The organism is Methanomassiliicoccus luminyensis B10, from assembly GCF_000308215.1.
Lineage (GTDB): Archaea > Thermoplasmatota > Thermoplasmata > Methanomassiliicoccales > Methanomassiliicoccaceae > Methanomassiliicoccus > Methanomassiliicoccus luminyensis.
In genome coordinates this window covers 33,544-47,194 of record NZ_CAJE01000019.1, presented here as the reverse complement: position 1 = coordinate 47,194, position 13,651 = coordinate 33,544, and the positions used below count along the sequence as shown (strand labels likewise).

At 61.5% G+C, this 13,651-nt stretch carries 18 protein-coding genes and 2 tRNA genes; 12 read left to right on the top strand and 8 right to left on the bottom strand.

What is annotated here, in order from left to right; translation table 11 throughout:
* Positions 1-181 precede the first annotated feature (181 nt).
* The 6 genes from WYS_RS10890 to WYS_RS10860 all read left to right on the top strand — a co-directional run bounded on the left by WYS_RS10890 (position 182) and on the right by WYS_RS10860 (position 2,646).
* Positions 182-472, top strand: coding sequence for a hypothetical protein (locus WYS_RS10890; protein WP_147654288.1), 291 nt, complete (start codon positions 182-184; stop codon positions 470-472).
* 2 nt (positions 473-474) lie between these two features.
* Positions 475-699 carry a hypothetical protein gene (locus tag WYS_RS10885; RefSeq protein WP_147654287.1) on the top strand — a complete coding sequence of 75 codons (225 nt, stop codon included), beginning with the start codon at positions 475-477 and terminating at the stop codon, positions 697-699.
* A 2-nt stretch (positions 700-701) separates the two neighbouring features.
* The gene (locus tag WYS_RS10880; RefSeq protein ID WP_019178203.1) at positions 702-896 is read left to right on the top strand and encodes a hypothetical protein; all 195 of its coding nucleotides are present in this window, start codon (positions 702-704) and stop codon (positions 894-896) included.
* 4 nt (positions 897-900) lie between these two features.
* Positions 901-1,140 (top strand): hypothetical protein, encoded by a 240-nt coding sequence (locus WYS_RS10875; RefSeq protein ID WP_019178202.1) that lies wholly within the window; start codon positions 901-903, stop codon positions 1,138-1,140.
* A 166-nt stretch (positions 1,141-1,306) separates the two neighbouring features.
* Positions 1,307-1,570 carry a hypothetical protein gene (locus WYS_RS10865; RefSeq protein ID WP_147654286.1) on the top strand — a complete coding sequence of 88 codons (264 nt, stop codon included), beginning with the start codon at positions 1,307-1,309 and terminating at the stop codon, positions 1,568-1,570.
* Between the two features lie 50 nt (positions 1,571-1,620).
* Complete coding sequence (locus tag WYS_RS10860) at positions 1,621-2,646, top strand: tyrosine-type recombinase/integrase (RefSeq protein WP_019178199.1); 1,026 nt, start codon at positions 1,621-1,623, stop codon at positions 2,644-2,646.
* Positions 2,647-2,699: 53 nt separating this feature from the next.
* Here the strand turns inward: WYS_RS10860 and WYS_RS10855 are convergent.
* Together WYS_RS10855 and WYS_RS15165 are read right to left on the bottom strand one after the other, a co-directional pair.
* A tRNA-Val gene (locus WYS_RS10855) sits at positions 2,700-2,772 on the bottom strand.
* A 42-nt stretch (positions 2,773-2,814) separates the two neighbouring features.
* Complete coding sequence (locus tag WYS_RS15165) at positions 2,815-3,672, bottom strand: class I SAM-dependent methyltransferase (protein ID WP_081579959.1); 858 nt, start codon at positions 3,670-3,672, stop codon at positions 2,815-2,817.
* 116 nt (positions 3,673-3,788) lie between these two features.
* Between WYS_RS15165 and WYS_RS10845 the strand changes: the two genes are divergently transcribed.
* The gene (locus tag WYS_RS10845) at positions 3,789-4,382 is read left to right on the top strand and encodes a VIT1/CCC1 transporter family protein (protein ID WP_026069036.1); all 594 of its coding nucleotides are present in this window, start codon (positions 3,789-3,791) and stop codon (positions 4,380-4,382) included.
* On the opposite strand, the gene hypE is transcribed toward WYS_RS10845, so the two are convergent.
* Together hypE and WYS_RS15160 are read right to left on the bottom strand one after the other, a co-directional pair.
* Positions 4,383-5,429 (bottom strand): hydrogenase expression/formation protein HypE, encoded by a 1,047-nt coding sequence (hypE, locus tag WYS_RS10840; RefSeq protein ID WP_019178196.1) that lies wholly within the window; start codon positions 5,427-5,429, stop codon positions 4,383-4,385.
* A 225-nt stretch (positions 5,430-5,654) separates the two neighbouring features.
* The gene (locus WYS_RS15160) at positions 5,655-5,993 is read right to left on the bottom strand and encodes an HNH endonuclease (RefSeq protein WP_049796344.1); all 339 of its coding nucleotides are present in this window, start codon (positions 5,991-5,993) and stop codon (positions 5,655-5,657) included.
* Between the two features lie 196 nt (positions 5,994-6,189).
* On the opposite strand from WYS_RS15160, the gene WYS_RS10830 reads away from it, so the two are divergent.
* From WYS_RS10830 to WYS_RS10820, 3 genes are all read left to right on the top strand, one after another.
* Positions 6,190-6,267, top strand: a tRNA-Arg gene (locus tag WYS_RS10830).
* Between the two features lie 305 nt (positions 6,268-6,572).
* Complete coding sequence (locus WYS_RS10825; protein WP_019178194.1) at positions 6,573-7,214, top strand: helix-turn-helix domain-containing protein; 642 nt, start codon at positions 6,573-6,575, stop codon at positions 7,212-7,214.
* 242 nt (positions 7,215-7,456) lie between these two features.
* Positions 7,457-8,398 (top strand): hypothetical protein, encoded by a 942-nt coding sequence (locus WYS_RS10820; RefSeq protein WP_019178193.1) that lies wholly within the window; start codon positions 7,457-7,459, stop codon positions 8,396-8,398.
* A 151-nt stretch (positions 8,399-8,549) separates the two neighbouring features.
* Here the strand turns inward: WYS_RS10820 and WYS_RS10815 are convergent, their stop codons facing one another.
* The 3 genes from WYS_RS10815 to WYS_RS10805 form a co-directional block, all read right to left on the bottom strand.
* Complete coding sequence (locus WYS_RS10815; RefSeq protein WP_147654284.1) at positions 8,550-9,656, bottom strand: hypothetical protein; 1,107 nt, start codon at positions 9,654-9,656, stop codon at positions 8,550-8,552.
* 183 nt (positions 9,657-9,839) lie between these two features.
* Positions 9,840-10,523: a potassium channel family protein gene (locus tag WYS_RS15155; protein ID WP_049796343.1), complete on the bottom strand. Its 684-nt coding sequence runs from the start codon at positions 10,521-10,523 to the stop codon at positions 9,840-9,842.
* 156 nt (positions 10,524-10,679) lie between these two features.
* Positions 10,680-11,138, bottom strand: a complete 459-nt coding sequence (locus WYS_RS10805) for a GyrI-like domain-containing protein (protein WP_019178189.1) — start codon at positions 11,136-11,138, stop codon at positions 10,680-10,682.
* Positions 11,139-11,304: 166 nt separating this feature from the next.
* Between WYS_RS10805 and WYS_RS10800 the strand changes: the two genes are divergently transcribed.
* Complete coding sequence (locus tag WYS_RS10800; RefSeq protein ID WP_019178188.1) at positions 11,305-11,838, top strand: ferredoxin domain-containing protein; 534 nt, start codon at positions 11,305-11,307, stop codon at positions 11,836-11,838.
* A 12-nt stretch (positions 11,839-11,850) separates the two neighbouring features.
* Here WYS_RS10800 and WYS_RS15715 read toward each other — a convergent pair whose 3' ends face one another.
* On the bottom strand, positions 11,851-12,036 hold the full coding sequence (locus tag WYS_RS15715) for a DUF1059 domain-containing protein (protein ID WP_019178187.1): 186 nt from the start codon (positions 12,034-12,036) through the stop codon (positions 11,851-11,853).
* A 159-nt stretch (positions 12,037-12,195) separates the two neighbouring features.
* Here WYS_RS15715 and cls point away from each other — a divergent pair, with 159 nt between their 5' ends.
* Complete coding sequence (cls, locus tag WYS_RS10790; protein ID WP_019178186.1) at positions 12,196-13,650, top strand: cardiolipin synthase; 1,455 nt, start codon at positions 12,196-12,198, stop codon at positions 13,648-13,650.
* Position 13,651 lies beyond the last annotated feature (1 nt).

Sequence of the window (13,651 nt, the reverse complement as noted above, 5' to 3'; positions counted from 1 at the left end):
CTCAACCGATTGTCAATTGACAACCGGAATACGTCACTACCAGGCCAGGTCGTATTGAGTACCGACAAGCGACCCAGTAAGGAGAACAGACCATTCAACTGACAATGCCAGGGAGGCTCAACGCTTCTCTGTTCTCCACGGGCTGGTAACCCGCTCCCTGGCACCTAACGGAGGTATGAGCATGGAGGCCAACAACGAAACAATCTGCGCCTGTAACGGCGTGTGCCAGGCATTAGCGAACGCCATGATCGTGGACAAGAGCCCCGATGCCTACGTTGATCAGCGTATCAGCGTGCTGCTCGAGTGGATCGAGGCCGTGGGCATCGAGGAAGCTCTACAGGCCATTGAGCTGGAGGCCGGCCGGAAGATCATGATCGCCGGGAAGGACGGTATGTTCCTGGCCACCGGGCCCGGAGTGGTGTTCATCACCATACTGCCCCTGGAGGCATTCCAGGGACTGCGGAGGGCATGATCATGTCCCGCGACGCACCGAAAGACCCCCGCCTGGCCATCCCCGAATTCCGGGCGGCGCACAAGGTCCTTTGCACCGTCGTGCACGAGATCGACAAGACCCCGTACAAGAGGATCCCGCAGCTGAGGGAGGCTGCGAGGGACGGCGACCAGACGGCCGCCGCGCTGCTAGCCCGGTACGAGAAAGCCCTCGCCGATCGGCGCGCGACCACCAAGAGGGGGGCCTGAGAATGGACGACGCTCGGATTAAGGAGGAGATGTTCGCCCGCTGGAAAGAAGAGCGCTGCATCGTCTGCGGCAACAGCCCTGGGCTACTCCCGAACGGCTTCGGCATCGAGATCCCGTTAGAGAACGGCAAGAGGTTCACTGGCCTGAAGGTGTGTGACGGATGCCGCGATCACATCCTCGAAATCTGGGGGGCCTGAGCACATGCAAGGCCAGTTTTACGAGAACGGAACCCCGAACTCCGATCGGAAGATCACCGTTTCCCCGTCGGACTACGACGAGATGATCATGTTCAGCGCCCAGCGGTATGACGATGAGAAAGGCTGCGATGCGTGGATCGGCCTGGACCTGACATACGACGAAGCCGAACTGCTGGGCGAGACCGTGCTGCTCATGGTCGAGCAGATGAGGGGCAAGAAGCGGAAGGAGGCATTGATCGTATGAGTATAGAGCAGCACCTGACCTTCGATGACTCTGACGGAGCCATTGCCGAGGCCTTCAGACAGCGGGATCGAGGGAACGAGGGAGTGAGGATCAGTCGGGATCCCAAACCACCGCACAAGTGGCATGTGTGGGTGCCTGAGCAGGCCGCCGCGCAGGGGGCATGATCGTGGTCTACACTCCGATTAAAGATAAAGTGCCCACCATCACCGAGCGCACCAAGTTCCGGACCGGGAATGCCTTCTACCGTGAGACGGTGACGTTCCTAAGCGCGGAAGGCGATGTTTCCAAAACCATCTGTACGGCACTGTCCTATGGCGACTATCCTTGCTGGACCAGTGACGGGCGGCAGATCATAGCCAGCCTGGTCGAGTGTTCGGAGGGAGATTGCCGCAGGTGCGTCCTGGTGACGCCTGTCGCGGGGGAGTGCTGACCATGCCCGAGCCCATTTACATCCTCAAATGCAGGGGAGGCCTGAGATGAGTGCCGGATGCTCAACGGTATCGGTCGGAGCTGGTGGACGCTTACCTCGACAAGAAGGTGGAACACGGGCGGCTGTCCAGGAAAAACGCGGACAACTATCGCCCAAGGCTGCTGATGGCCCTGGACTCCCTGGAGGAGTGGGGGTTGGCCTACACTCCAGACAAGATTGGGGAAGCGGAGATTCTTCACCTCTTGAACGTGACATTTGCGCACGAGAAGGTCAGCTCACGGCGGTGGGACATGTCCATTGTGAGCGGGTTCCTGGAGGCCCACGACAACAAGATCATAAAGAAGATGGAGCTGGTGTGGCCGCAGGATGCCAGGGTACATGTGGACTGGCTCACCCCGGAGGAAGCGGTGGCCATGCTGGAGGCCGCCCGGCCGGGCGTGGAACGGCTGGTCATCCATCTAGAGCTACGGCTATGGCTCCGGCGCGTGGAGGTCAGGAGGCTCAGGCCGGAGGACGTGCAGCCAATCAGAATGCTGGACCCCATGACGGACCAGGTGTTCGAGGGTGTGGTAGACGTCCACGGCAAGGGGCGCGGCGGCGGGAAGTGGCGGACCTTGGCCTGGGCTCCGGAGTCGAAGGAGGTCCTGGAGGAGTACGATCGACAACGCGCGGCCATGATCGCCAGGGCCAGGCAGAAAAATCCCCAGGTGGAGGTCCCGCAGGAATATGTGATCTACGAGAAGAACGGGAAGCTGTCCGGCTACTCGGATTCGGGGCTGGACACGATAGTCATGCGGGTAGCGAAGAGGGCAGGCATCGTCAGGAAGATCCTGAACCACACGCTCCGCAGGACAGGAGCCAGGATGGCCTACTTCGCGAGGGTGCTGCTCGTGGAAATCATGGAGGGCCTGGGGCATTCGTCGGAGAAGGAGACGATCAAGTACCTGGGGCTGACGGTGCACGAGCTGGGTCGGGCGCAGGCGAAGATTCACAGCTTCCTGCAAGGAGTGAAGGAGCGCATGAAGAAGGGGCAGGGCCCGCAGGAACCGTCCGGTGCGTCGAGGGTGTCCAGTTGAACATTTCAAAAAATATTGAAGGGCAAAATTATGAGGTAGCCAGATGTATGGAGTGGGCCCACCCGGATTTGAACCGGGGACCTTCGCCGTGTAAGGGCAACGTCATAACCGCTAGACCATAGGCCCGTTGGAGGTCTCGTATGGATAAAACGTATTAAAAGCTAGTTATCATGGTGGCGCGCCGTTCTGGTCCTGGGGAGGCTTCTTGGCCGTGGCGATGATGGTCCTGGAGATCAGCTCTATGCCCTCGGCGGCCCTCCCTCCCTCCAGCTCCTGAACGACGTCCGCCTTCAGGCACTCCCGCAGGTCCGGGGGCATGAACCGCAGGAAGTTACCGAACGAGCTGGCATCATAGAACTCCATGAGGTCCTCCGCCGACGGGTGCAGCCGCTTCTTCTCCCTGACCTCCACCGACGGCTTGCAGAACCCCGCCTGAACGAGGAGCGATCCAAGCTTCTCCGCGTCGATCTTGCTGTTGCGCACGGTCCGGTCCACATGGCTGGCGTATGGCGGCCTCGATGCCACCCTCACGATGGCCGCTCTCAGGATGGCCATGCTCCCTGGGGCGGGCATGGTTATGCCGATGCGTCCGCCGGGCCGGAGGACCCTATGTGCCTCCTCCAGCGCCCTGTCCTTGTCCCTGACCCAGTGGAGGACCGAGGAGAGGTACACGCCGTCGAAGGAGGCGTTCGGGAACTGGCCGAGGTCCTCCGCCGCGCCGATGGAGAACTGCAAGTTGGAGCTTGTGCCGTCCGATAGCTTTCTGCTAGCCACCTCGATGCGGTGCGGCGAGGGGTCCACTCCCACAACCTTCCCGGACGGGCCCACCGAATTCGACACGCTAAGGGCCAACCGCCCGGTGCCGCAACCGATGTCCAGTATGACCTCCCCCTCCTTTACGTCCATCCGCTCGACGAGGTGGAGGCCCAGTGTGTATTGGGCGTTGCTGATCCGGTCATAGCGCTCCGCCAACTCCTCGGTGTCGCTCGTCACGTCGCTCAATGGTGCCCCCCTGGTCCGGTCGATTCATCGTTCATTATATCTCTGTTGCGAGAGATGGTTCAAGATCGCCCGCGTACCGGCGCTGGCCCGAAACATCGATATGCCACGACCTCAAAAGAAGGGACCGCTGGTGTGAAAAAGTGGTCAATGACGACGGGTTCATGAGCCGCATGAGGGCGGTGCTCGATGAGCCGGGAACGGGCCCCACCCTCCGCCGCTTCTTCGTGAACACCATATTCGACAGCACCTTCGTCATCCTGGGCATCTTAATAGCCTCGGCGTTCTCCAGCGAGCCGAACCTCCGCCTGGTCATCGTGACCATCACCACCAGCAGCGTCGCGCTGGGGATCTCGACCGGCATCTCGGTGTTCGAGGCGGAGACCATGGAGCAGGCCATCAAGATGAAGGACATGGAGAGGGCCATGCTCACCTCGCTGGAGGACACTCATATCTCCAAGGTGTCCAGGCTGACCATCATCCTGATCTCGGCGGTGAACTTCACCGCGCCCATCATCGCGGGGGCGATCACCCTGGCGCCGTTCCTCCTGGTGGGGAGCGAGGACATCAGGACCGCCGCGTACGTGAGCCTGGCCTTGGCCATAGCCATCCTCTTCGTGGTGGGGGCCGTCATGGGCCGGGCAGGGGAGAGGAACCCCCTGGCACAGGGGGCGCGCATGGCCGTGGCCGGCATCGGCGCGTTCATCGTCTGCTACTGGATTGAGTCGCTGCTGTGATCAGCAGATGCGGGGGACCGGGTCTCCCACGGGCGGTTCGAGTATCCTGTGCCCGCCGACCTCGGTGTGGAGGACGACCCTCTCGAAGCGCTTGGTGGCCTTGCCCACGATGGCGGCGTTCTTGCCCAGCGGGCTCTTCCTCAGTGCCTTGAGAATCTCCTCGGCCATCTCCGGAACGCACCCTATGACCGCCTTCCCCTCGTTCCCGATGGTCAGGGGGTCGAGGCCGAGCAGCTCGCAGGCGTTCCGCACCGGCTCGGAGATGGGCACGGCGGTCTCCTCGATCACCACGCCGACCCTGGACTTGAAGGACCATTCATTGATGGCGTTGGCGAACCCGCCCCGGGTGGGGTCCTTCATGCTCACCGCGCCGCCGACCTTCAGCACATCCTCGATGAGCTTGTTGAGCGGCGCCACGTCGCTCTTGACCTCCGTCTCGAAGCCATAGCCCTCGCGGAACGACAGCAGGGCGATCCCGTGATCGCCCAGGGTGCCGGTGACGATGATGGCGTCGCCGTCCTGTATATTGTCGTCGGTGAGCCACTTGGAGGTCACCGGACGGTACTCCCTCGCCACCTGCAGGTTGTGGTCCATGTAGGGGCTCCTCTTCCCTATGGCCGAGGTCGTGACCACCATGCTGTCCACCGCGCCGGGCTCCAAGACCTTGGTATCGCCCGTCACCACGGGAACGCCGGCCAGCTCGGAGTACTGGCCGATCGACTTCACCACTTTCTCCAGGACATCGATGTCCAGCCCCTCCTCGAGGATCAAGGACAACGCCATGGCCAGCGGGGTGGCGCCCATGACCGAGATGTCGTTCACGGTTCCGCACACCGACAGGGAGCCGATGTCCCCCCCGGGGAAGAACAGCGGCTTGACGGTATGGCCGTCGGTGGTGAAGACGACATCGTCCACGACCGCGGAGTCGTCGAAAGAGCGAAGCGGGACCTCTACGGGGAATTGAGGAAGGAAGGGGATGATGTGCAGGGACAGCAGCTCGTGCATGAGCTCGCCCCCGGCGCCGTGCCCCATGGTGACCCTGTTCATGCCCAGTGATTCTCAGGCCCCGGTTTAAAACCTTCCACACCTGTGTCGGTAGCCCTAAAGGTGCATTTCGGCGCAATTCTGGTCGAGGCGGCCCCGCCACGGAGGAAAAGCGTGCGGACCACTCCAACTGGACCGTCAGCGGTCGCTCAGGCCGAAGAGGGCGCGGGCAAGGTCCCACAGTCTCTCCCGGGACCGGGCGTTCGCGGCGTCCTGGCCCCTATCGGATCACTGCATCATGATCAGCGGCAGCTGCTTCGTATGTATCTGCTTATGGCATCGTTCGCATACCACCATCAGGTTCTTGGGATGGTCGGACCCGTTGTGGCATTTCCAGACGATGTGATGGACCTGAAGGTCCTCGGTCTCCTCGCCGCACACCTGGCAGACACGATTGTCCCGCTCTATCACATAGCTCCGGATGCGATGCCACATCCAGTCCCTTATCCATTCGTCCACACCCATGTATGGGTCCACGCGGCTGCCCCTGGGCGACCACTCCGTGTTGGAGCTCAAAATACGATCCAGGAGCACCATCCCTTCGTGCTCTATCATCTCCGCGACCAATCATCTCACCAACGATGGTCCTCGAGACCAATCTGAATAACATCCCGCAAATATAATATATGCACTCTCTGTCCGTAGAAAAAGGAGAATATGGACGTGCCCGCATGGGATGGCCTCCGGACCGTCCAGTAAATACAATTAAATGCGCGCATCACTTCGCGTGGTGCGGGCGGGAAGCGTTCAGCGACCTCCCAGCGGGCCCTTAGGGTAGTCTGGATCATCCTTCTGGCCTTCGAAGCCGGAGACCCGGGTTCGAATCCCGGGGGGCCCGCCACACGTTACAGCCAGTAATCTCTTCTACGGGCCAATAGACCTTAGATCAGGACCAGCCGGAGAACTGGGCCAGGTCTTCTCTCCTCGGATCCTCTTATGCATTATACTAACTACTTGCTATGTCCAGAAAGATAAGATCGGACGGCTCGCCGAGAGATCGAACGTCGTGAAGCCGCGCTGACCATGCACCATCGGAAGGAGGAAAGAACTCTGCTGGTGAATACGATCGGCAGGTCCATCGGTTCTTGAGGCGGGCCCTACCGGTCAGCTATTAATGGCATATGCAGATTGCGGGTGGTCTGGCAAATGACCTACATCATTGTTAGCATAGGCATCAAGCACCGGGATTGCTGGCATGCCAACCTCTCTAGGGCGCTGGAGGCGACGATAATCATCAACTATGTTTACACGCTTCCGAACGGACAGCTCTACAGCAACCAGACCATAATGTGCAAGAGGACCGAGGAGATCGAGCCTTTGCTTCGTCAAATGCCTGAGGTTCAAAAATTCCTCACACTCTCCCGCTCACATGGGAAAGCGGAAGTGATCACGTGGGCCGAGCAAAGCTCTGTCATGGACATCATCACCAGGGCGAATTGCGTGTTCGTTGGACCGATCGTCGTTGAGAATGGTGTGGAGAATTGGCATGTCATCGCGCCTACCCAGAAAGAACTGCAAGAGGCCATCCATGATCTGGAACAATGCGCTGACATCGCGTATATCCGGCATGGCTATATGTCCATCCACAAGAACGATCTGACGGAACGGCAGCTCGTTGCTCTTCAGGCCGCAACCGAGATGGGTTACTTCGATACGCCTCGGCGGGCCTCCATCAGGGAAGTGGCCGCCAGGATGCGGATATCCACATCCACCGCGAGCGAACATCTTCGCAAAGCGGAAGAGAAGATACTGAAGGGCCACGTCCAAGAGGTCATGAGGTTCCGGTAACGATAAAGGGGGCTTTTTGGTCCCAGAGGGACCTTGATGCCGAAAGCGGAATGGGCCGTTCATTCCATATGCAAGCGACCGTCGGTCTTTTCCCGAGCAGATCGAGGCTTTATATATTCAGGGCCGCACTCGGCCGGTATATGAATTTAATAGCAAATCGAAGTTAAGATGAATCCGCGCGAGGCACGTCATAGGTCCCGATCACCATGCACCATGATAAGAAAAGAGCACGCCGACCCGTGATGATCGGCGCCATTCTCGGCAACTCATCGCTGATGATGTTCGCCGCATTGGTCTTAGCCCTCTCCTTCGGAGGCTTCCCAGCGGACCTTCCGCTGAAGAGCGGCGACATCTCGATGATATCCCTGGTGGTGATGCTGACCCTCTCGCTCTCCTCGCTGGACCTGAAGAGGATGAGGATCGGTCCGCACGTGAAGGGCATCAGGAACGCTCTGCTGCTGTCATTCGTTCTGTCGACCGGCATCACCCTGGCCATGGCCTTCCTGTTCGATGGGGACCTGCGCCAGGGATGGATACTGGAGGCGTCCGTTCCGGCGGCCGTCTCCGTCATCACTTTCTCGTACCTGTGGGGCGGGAACACTGAGTCGTCGGCCGTATCCCTGGTGGTGATGTACTTCGTCTCGCTGGCATTTACCCCGCTGGTGACCCTGGCGTTCACGGGCGAGGCGGTCAGCGAGGTCACCCTGCTCTACTACATCGGCATGCTCATCGTCCTGCCCATGGCCTTCTCTCAGCTGGTGAAGCGTTTCATCACCTCCACCGCTCTCAGGGGCATGCTCATCAATATCGCCTTCTTCGTCCTGGTGGTGGCGGTGGCGGGAGCGAACCGGGACGTGCTTCTCGATGTCAACCCGGTGCTGCTGGCCCTGATCGCCGCCGCGTTCGTCAGGATCTTCGGCGTCGGCCTCGTGTTCTACTACTGTTGCAAAAGAAAAGGCATCGCCCGAAAGGACCTTGTCACCGGGACCCTGTTCGCTACATACAAGAACACCGGCATGGCGGCCTCGCTGGCGCTGGTGCTGATAGGGCCGGAGGCTGCCGTACCGGCGGCGGTGTGCATGGTGGTCGAGGTGTTCTGGCTGATATTCGCCGGCAAGGTCCTGTTCTCCGACGGCTACCTCATCGCGAAGGACCAGAAGCTGGTGGAATCGGGCGATCCGTGACCTGAGGGGGGAAAAGGGCCGCGGAGCTTGCGCCGCCCTGCCAGGGCCCCTGTTCGTCCTCTTTGTGGTATTCCAGGGCGGGGACCTGAAGGGATGCACCGGCAACCCGCGGTGGTGGGTTCCCGGGGGCCCCCGCCCCTTTAGGGCGGCCTCATGTTCCCGTGTAGGGGTAGTTGGGGGTGCCGGTCAGCACCATTGATGTGATGGCCTGCCCTCCGTTAGCGTAAATGGCCTGCTCGGCGAAGGTGTACCTGACCAGCGGGTACACCGAATTGTTGGCCAGCTCTCCCCAGTAAAGGGGCTTGTTGTTTCTCCTGGCCCACTGCTCGGGGCCGATGAAATTGTTGGCGTCATGGTTCGACGCGTAATAGTGGCGCGATGCGATCTCGAACGGCACCCTGCCGGCGCACAGGTCGAAGTCCTCCTGGCCCCACCCGAACATGTTGCCCAGCCCGGCCACCCCCATGGTCCGGGGGTGATCGCTGGCCCCTGTGGTGTCGGCGGCCACCCCGGATGCCCAGGAGAAGAAGGCGTCCTTGCCCCCGTGGCCCTGCCACCAGCCGGCGTGCGCGCTGTTGTGATCAGGCTCGTTGAACAGGTCGTACCATGCGATGCCCCGGCGGCCGCTCAGCGATGCCATAGCCGACCGCGCATAGGCGATGTAGCCGTCATATGCGCTGGTGCGCGCGTCGAACACCGATCCGGTGCCGCCGAAGGCGTACATGGGGTGCTCAGCCGAACCGGCTAGGGTGAGGACGACCCACACGCCGTGGGCCTCCGCCCTTGCCTCCATGGTCCTGAGGAGGTCCGTGAACTCGGAGCGGCGGTCGAGCCAGGCGTCGTGCATGATCCCGGTGCCCCAGGAGTCCCCGGCGCCGATCCGGACAAGGTTGCAGCGGTAGTAGCTTAGGAGGGAGAAGTACCGGTCCCAGAACTCCTCGGGAGCGGCGTTCGGCGCCACCCTGGTCTGGCCGGGATCGGTGTCCGGCCCGTTGAACAGCGAACTCTTGCCGGCGTATGGGGTCTCGCCCCGGATGTAGGCCAGGATGGCGAACGGCAGCGCGGTGGGGTCCACCGCCCCGAAGAACTTCTCAGAGGGCATTCTCCCGTTCACCAGGATGCTGGGGCCCTGGACGGTGACCCTGCCATAGGCTGATGCCGCCTCGTTCAGGGGTGTTTCCAGCATGGCCCGGGGCCCCGACAGGAGAAGGGTCGGTATCGAGAGCATTGCTGCCGTCCTCATTGCTTTTCCGCGCATTCCGGATCCCGCCCATCGAGCTTGCGCTCGGCATCGGAAAGATATATGGCTAGTGTCCCGTCCTGTGGACAGGGACGCTCAGCTTTCCTTGCTTGTTCGATTTATTCTCAACGTAGATAATGTCTCCCCCTCTATGAAAATGGGAATATGTTAATCCGTCTGATAGAACGGGAGCTCCGGAGTTCACTTGCTCTTCCTCTCGATCTTCCAGGTCTCCACCAGCCGGGAGATGAAGATGGCGAGATAGAACACCCCGAACAGCATCTCAAGGCCCGCCAGGTTCCTCGCCTCGGGGGTGAGGGGGTGAATGTCCCCATAGCCCACCGTGGTCAGGGTCACGAAACTATAGTAAATGAACGCCGAGAGGTCCAGGGCCGCCCCGGGGTTGGCGCGATCGGCAAAAGAGCCGGGGAACGCGGTGTTGACGAACATGAACAGGTTGGCCCAGGCCAGGCCGGTCAGAAGGTACAGCGTCATGCCCTGCCAGATGGTCTCGGTGGTGACCTTTCTCCTCCTGAACAGCAGAGTGTATATCATGGCCGAGATGAACGTCAGGGCCATCGCAGAGGAGAGGAACGACACCGATGTGAGCCCGCTCCCCCCGATGGTGTGGGAGAGGAGCCTGAGGGCCGCCGTGATCAGCACGAGCGCCACCGCCGTGATCAGCACCCTGTATCTCCCCCTGATCAGGATCAGGGACGAGAGCAGCAGGAGGGCGTATATGACCGTGAGAACGATGGAGCCCTCGGTGCTCTGTGACAGGGCGGGGGCGACCATCATCAGGACGAAGAAGGAGGCCCACAGCAGCAGATATGCCGTGCTCGGCGTGGACCAGTGATCTCTCTCGTCCCTCTTCCTGTCGGTCAAGCTCCCACCGTGCCCGGCCCCCCTCCCCGGTGGCCCGGAACGTGAGGCCCCGGGCACGGACGTTACTATGGCAGCCGCTCGGGATATGAGTTTATGCCTGGCAGCGGAAGCTGGCTTACCGGCCGGATGAGCGGTCGGTGAAGGTCCGGGGCCTCATCATTTTATCGGCCAGATGATGCGGGTCATCAATTTTTCGGGCGGGACCTCCTGGGGCGAGTTCAGGTAGAACTCCCACATGTACGGGGCCAGCTCCATCCCCTTTTCGCCTACGTACTTCTCAACCTTGGTGTAGGTTTCCACGATGGTCCCGTATGGGCCGACATGCACGGTCGCCGCCGCCTTGACCGCGGGCAGTGTCAACGACTTGACGTTGCCCTCACCGCTCGATGGGCCGGCGGAGGGGAACCCGCACTCCATGTCAACATCCTGGTCCGACCAGGAATGGTAGAGCGCGAACGGCGGCCCCGCCATCTGGACATTGTTCCTCTGCATGCATCCCGCGACCTCTCCGAACATGCGGCCGATGGCCGCAGACATGTCCGCGACCTTGACCCTCTCCCTGACAGAAAGGGCGGGCTGGGCTACGGTGTTGACGATCTCGATATCCCCGCTCATGGTGATCGCTTTGCTATCAGGCGAATATTATAAAAAAGCAGCCTAGGGGGTGGACGAAAGTAGTGGTGCGGGAGCGCGGTCCCAGGCGCCGAAGGGTGCGCCGAAATCGCCCCCGTTTCCGACCGGGAAGGACAAATATTTCCGCGTGAGCGGCCATCCCCGGCCCATGACCATCAAGGACACCGTAAGGACGGTAGGCGACCTCATGGAGCTGGCCGCCCGGACCGCCCCCAAGGGATTGGGGCAGGATTTCATCGAGATCAAGGTGCTGACCGACGAGGAGCGCATCGCCCTCGGCAACGACATGCTGGAGATATCCAAGGAGAGGAGCAACTACGGCTTCGAGAGGGACGGGAGGAACGTTCTGGGCTCCGATGCGGTCGTCCTCATCGGCCTGCTGCCGCACAAGGGCGCCGGACTGAACTGCCAGGCCTGCGGGTTCGCCTCCTGCGCCGAGTTCAACGAGAGGTCGTCCCACGGGGAGTTCGACGGCCCCAACTGCGCCATCCGGCTCCTCGACCTCGGCATCGCTCTGGGCTCAGCGGCCAAGATCGCCTCCGATCTCAACGTGGACAACCGCATCATGTACCGCATCGGCGTGCCGGCCAAGCGCCTCGGCATCAGCAAGGCCAACATCAGCCACGGCATCCCGCTGTCCGCCACGGGGAAGAACATTTACTTCGACCGGTCGAAGAAGTGAGCGGCCGGAACGTCACTTTCGCGCCTTGGCCATGGACTTGATCTTCGGGTCGACGGCTGCCTTGGCATCGTCCGGTATATCGTCCATGTCATGGGCCATCTTCATGTGCTCCCTCAGGTCGTCCATGGCATCCTCGGCCTTCTCTGCCGTCGTGTAATATTCGCACCCCGCTTGGGGACATCTGACCTTCCTGCTCATCCTCAGCCCTCGGCTCGACGTTCCAGCCGGTGGCATAAGTAGATTGCCTGTCGGGCTCGGCCGCCGAAAGACCTAACCCATATATATCGCCGGGTCCCAAAAAAGTAAAGTGGACGGCGACGGCATGAGGAAGGACCGCCAAGAAGGCACGGGACGGGCATGATGCTGCCGGACCTCGGCGCCTATCCCGCCCAGATATTGTGGGGCATCAATGCCATCGGTGCGGTCGCCATCATACACTTCGAGCGGGGCCGGCCGCGGTCGGCCATTTTGTGGCTCCTGCTGATGCTCCTGATACCGTTCTTCGGGATCCTGGTGTACATCTTCTTCGGGCACAGCATCCACTGGGTCCGGCCGTCCCTGAAGAGGAAGGAGGAGGGGGACATGCTGCGCATGGACCCCATCTCCCGCGGCCGCAAGATAGCGGACCCTCAGGCCGTCCTGCCCTGCCTCGGCATCTCCGAGTACCGCGGGCTGGCGGAGATGATCCAGAGCACCGGGTCCAACCTCACCGAGGGGAACAACATCACCCAGTTCAACTGGGGCAAGGAAAAGTTCGACAGCCTCTTCAAGGACATCCAGGAGGCCAAGGACCACGTGCACGTGCAGTACTACATCATCCGCAACGACAAGCTGGCCGGGAGGTTCGTGGACCTCCTGATCTCCAAGGCCCGGGAGGGAGTGAAGGTGCGCTTCCTCATCGACGACCTGGGGAACAAGCTGCCCGCCAAGACCGTAAAGCGCATGCGCGACGCGGGGGTGGAGGTGGACACCTTCTTCCCGTCCCTGCTGAAGCATATCCCTTTCCTCAACCTGCACGTCAACCACCGCAACCACCGCAAGATAGTGATCATCGACGGCCGCATCGGGTACGTCGGCGGGTACAACATCGGCGACGAGTACCTCGGCGAGGGAAAGCTCGGCCAGTGGCGCGACACCCACCTCCGGGTGGAGGGGCAGGCCGTCCTGGACCTGCAGTCGCGCTTCCTCCTGGACTGGGACTTCGCGTCGCCCCGGAAGCTGGACGTGCTGCCGCGCTACTTCCCCGACCTCCCCGCGATGGGCGAGGTGCCGCTGCAGATAATCTCGGACGGGCCGGACAAGAGGCTGGACCTCATCCAGGAAGCGTACCTGAAGATGATCGGGACGGCCCAGTCCAAGATATACCTCCAGACCCCCTACTTCATACCGGACCAGAGCATCCTGGACGCGCTGAAGGTCGCAGCGCTCTCCGGCGTGGACGTCCGGGTCATGATCCCGATGAAGCCGGACCACCCGCTGGTGCACTGGGCCAACCTCTCCTTCCTGAGCGAGCTGCTGAAATGCGGGGTGAAGGGGTACCTCTTTGAGCAGGGCTTCCTGCACGCCAAGACCATCGTGGTGGACGGGTCGGTCGCTTCCATCGGCAGCGCCAACTGGGACATCCGGAGCCTGGAGCTGAACTTCGAGACCAACGCCATGATCTACTGCCCCCGGGCGGCCCAGAAGCAGGAGGATGCGTTCCTGGAGGACATCGGGCGGAGCCAGGAATGGTCCTACGAGGCCAGCCTGCTGATGCCCCTCGGCCAGAAGCTCAAGTGCGGCTTCTCCCGCGTCTTCTCCCCGCTGCTGTGAA

Bases quoted from the DNA above. Each gene is read 5' to 3' on its own strand.
- WYS_RS10890 (WP_147654288.1), top strand. From the start codon at position 182: ATGGAGGCCAACAACGAAACAATCTGCGCCTGTAACGGCGTGTGCCAG.
- WYS_RS10885 (WP_147654287.1), top strand. From the start codon at position 475: ATGTCCCGCGACGCACCGAAAGACCCCCGCCTGGCCATCCCCGAATTC.
- WYS_RS10880 (WP_019178203.1), top strand. From the start codon at position 702: ATGGACGACGCTCGGATTAAGGAGGAGATGTTCGCCCGCTGGAAAGAA.
- WYS_RS10875 (WP_019178202.1), top strand. From the start codon at position 901: ATGCAAGGCCAGTTTTACGAGAACGGAACCCCGAACTCCGATCGGAAG.
- hypE (WP_019178196.1), bottom strand. From the start codon at position 5,429: ATGAACAGGGTCACCATGGGGCACGGCGCCGGGGGCGAGCTCATGCAC.
- WYS_RS10825 (WP_019178194.1), top strand. From the start codon at position 6,573: ATGACCTACATCATTGTTAGCATAGGCATCAAGCACCGGGATTGCTGG.
- WYS_RS10820 (WP_019178193.1), top strand. From the start codon at position 7,457: ATGATCGGCGCCATTCTCGGCAACTCATCGCTGATGATGTTCGCCGCA.
- WYS_RS10815 (WP_147654284.1), bottom strand. From the start codon at position 9,656: ATGCGCGGAAAAGCAATGAGGACGGCAGCAATGCTCTCGATACCGACC.
- WYS_RS10805 (WP_019178189.1), bottom strand. From the start codon at position 11,138: ATGAGCGGGGATATCGAGATCGTCAACACCGTAGCCCAGCCCGCCCTT.
- WYS_RS10800 (WP_019178188.1), top strand. From the start codon at position 11,305: ATGACCATCAAGGACACCGTAAGGACGGTAGGCGACCTCATGGAGCTG.
- WYS_RS15715 (WP_019178187.1), bottom strand. From the start codon at position 12,036: ATGAGCAGGAAGGTCAGATGTCCCCAAGCGGGGTGCGAATATTACACG.
- cls (WP_019178186.1), top strand. From the start codon at position 12,196: ATGATGCTGCCGGACCTCGGCGCCTATCCCGCCCAGATATTGTGGGGC.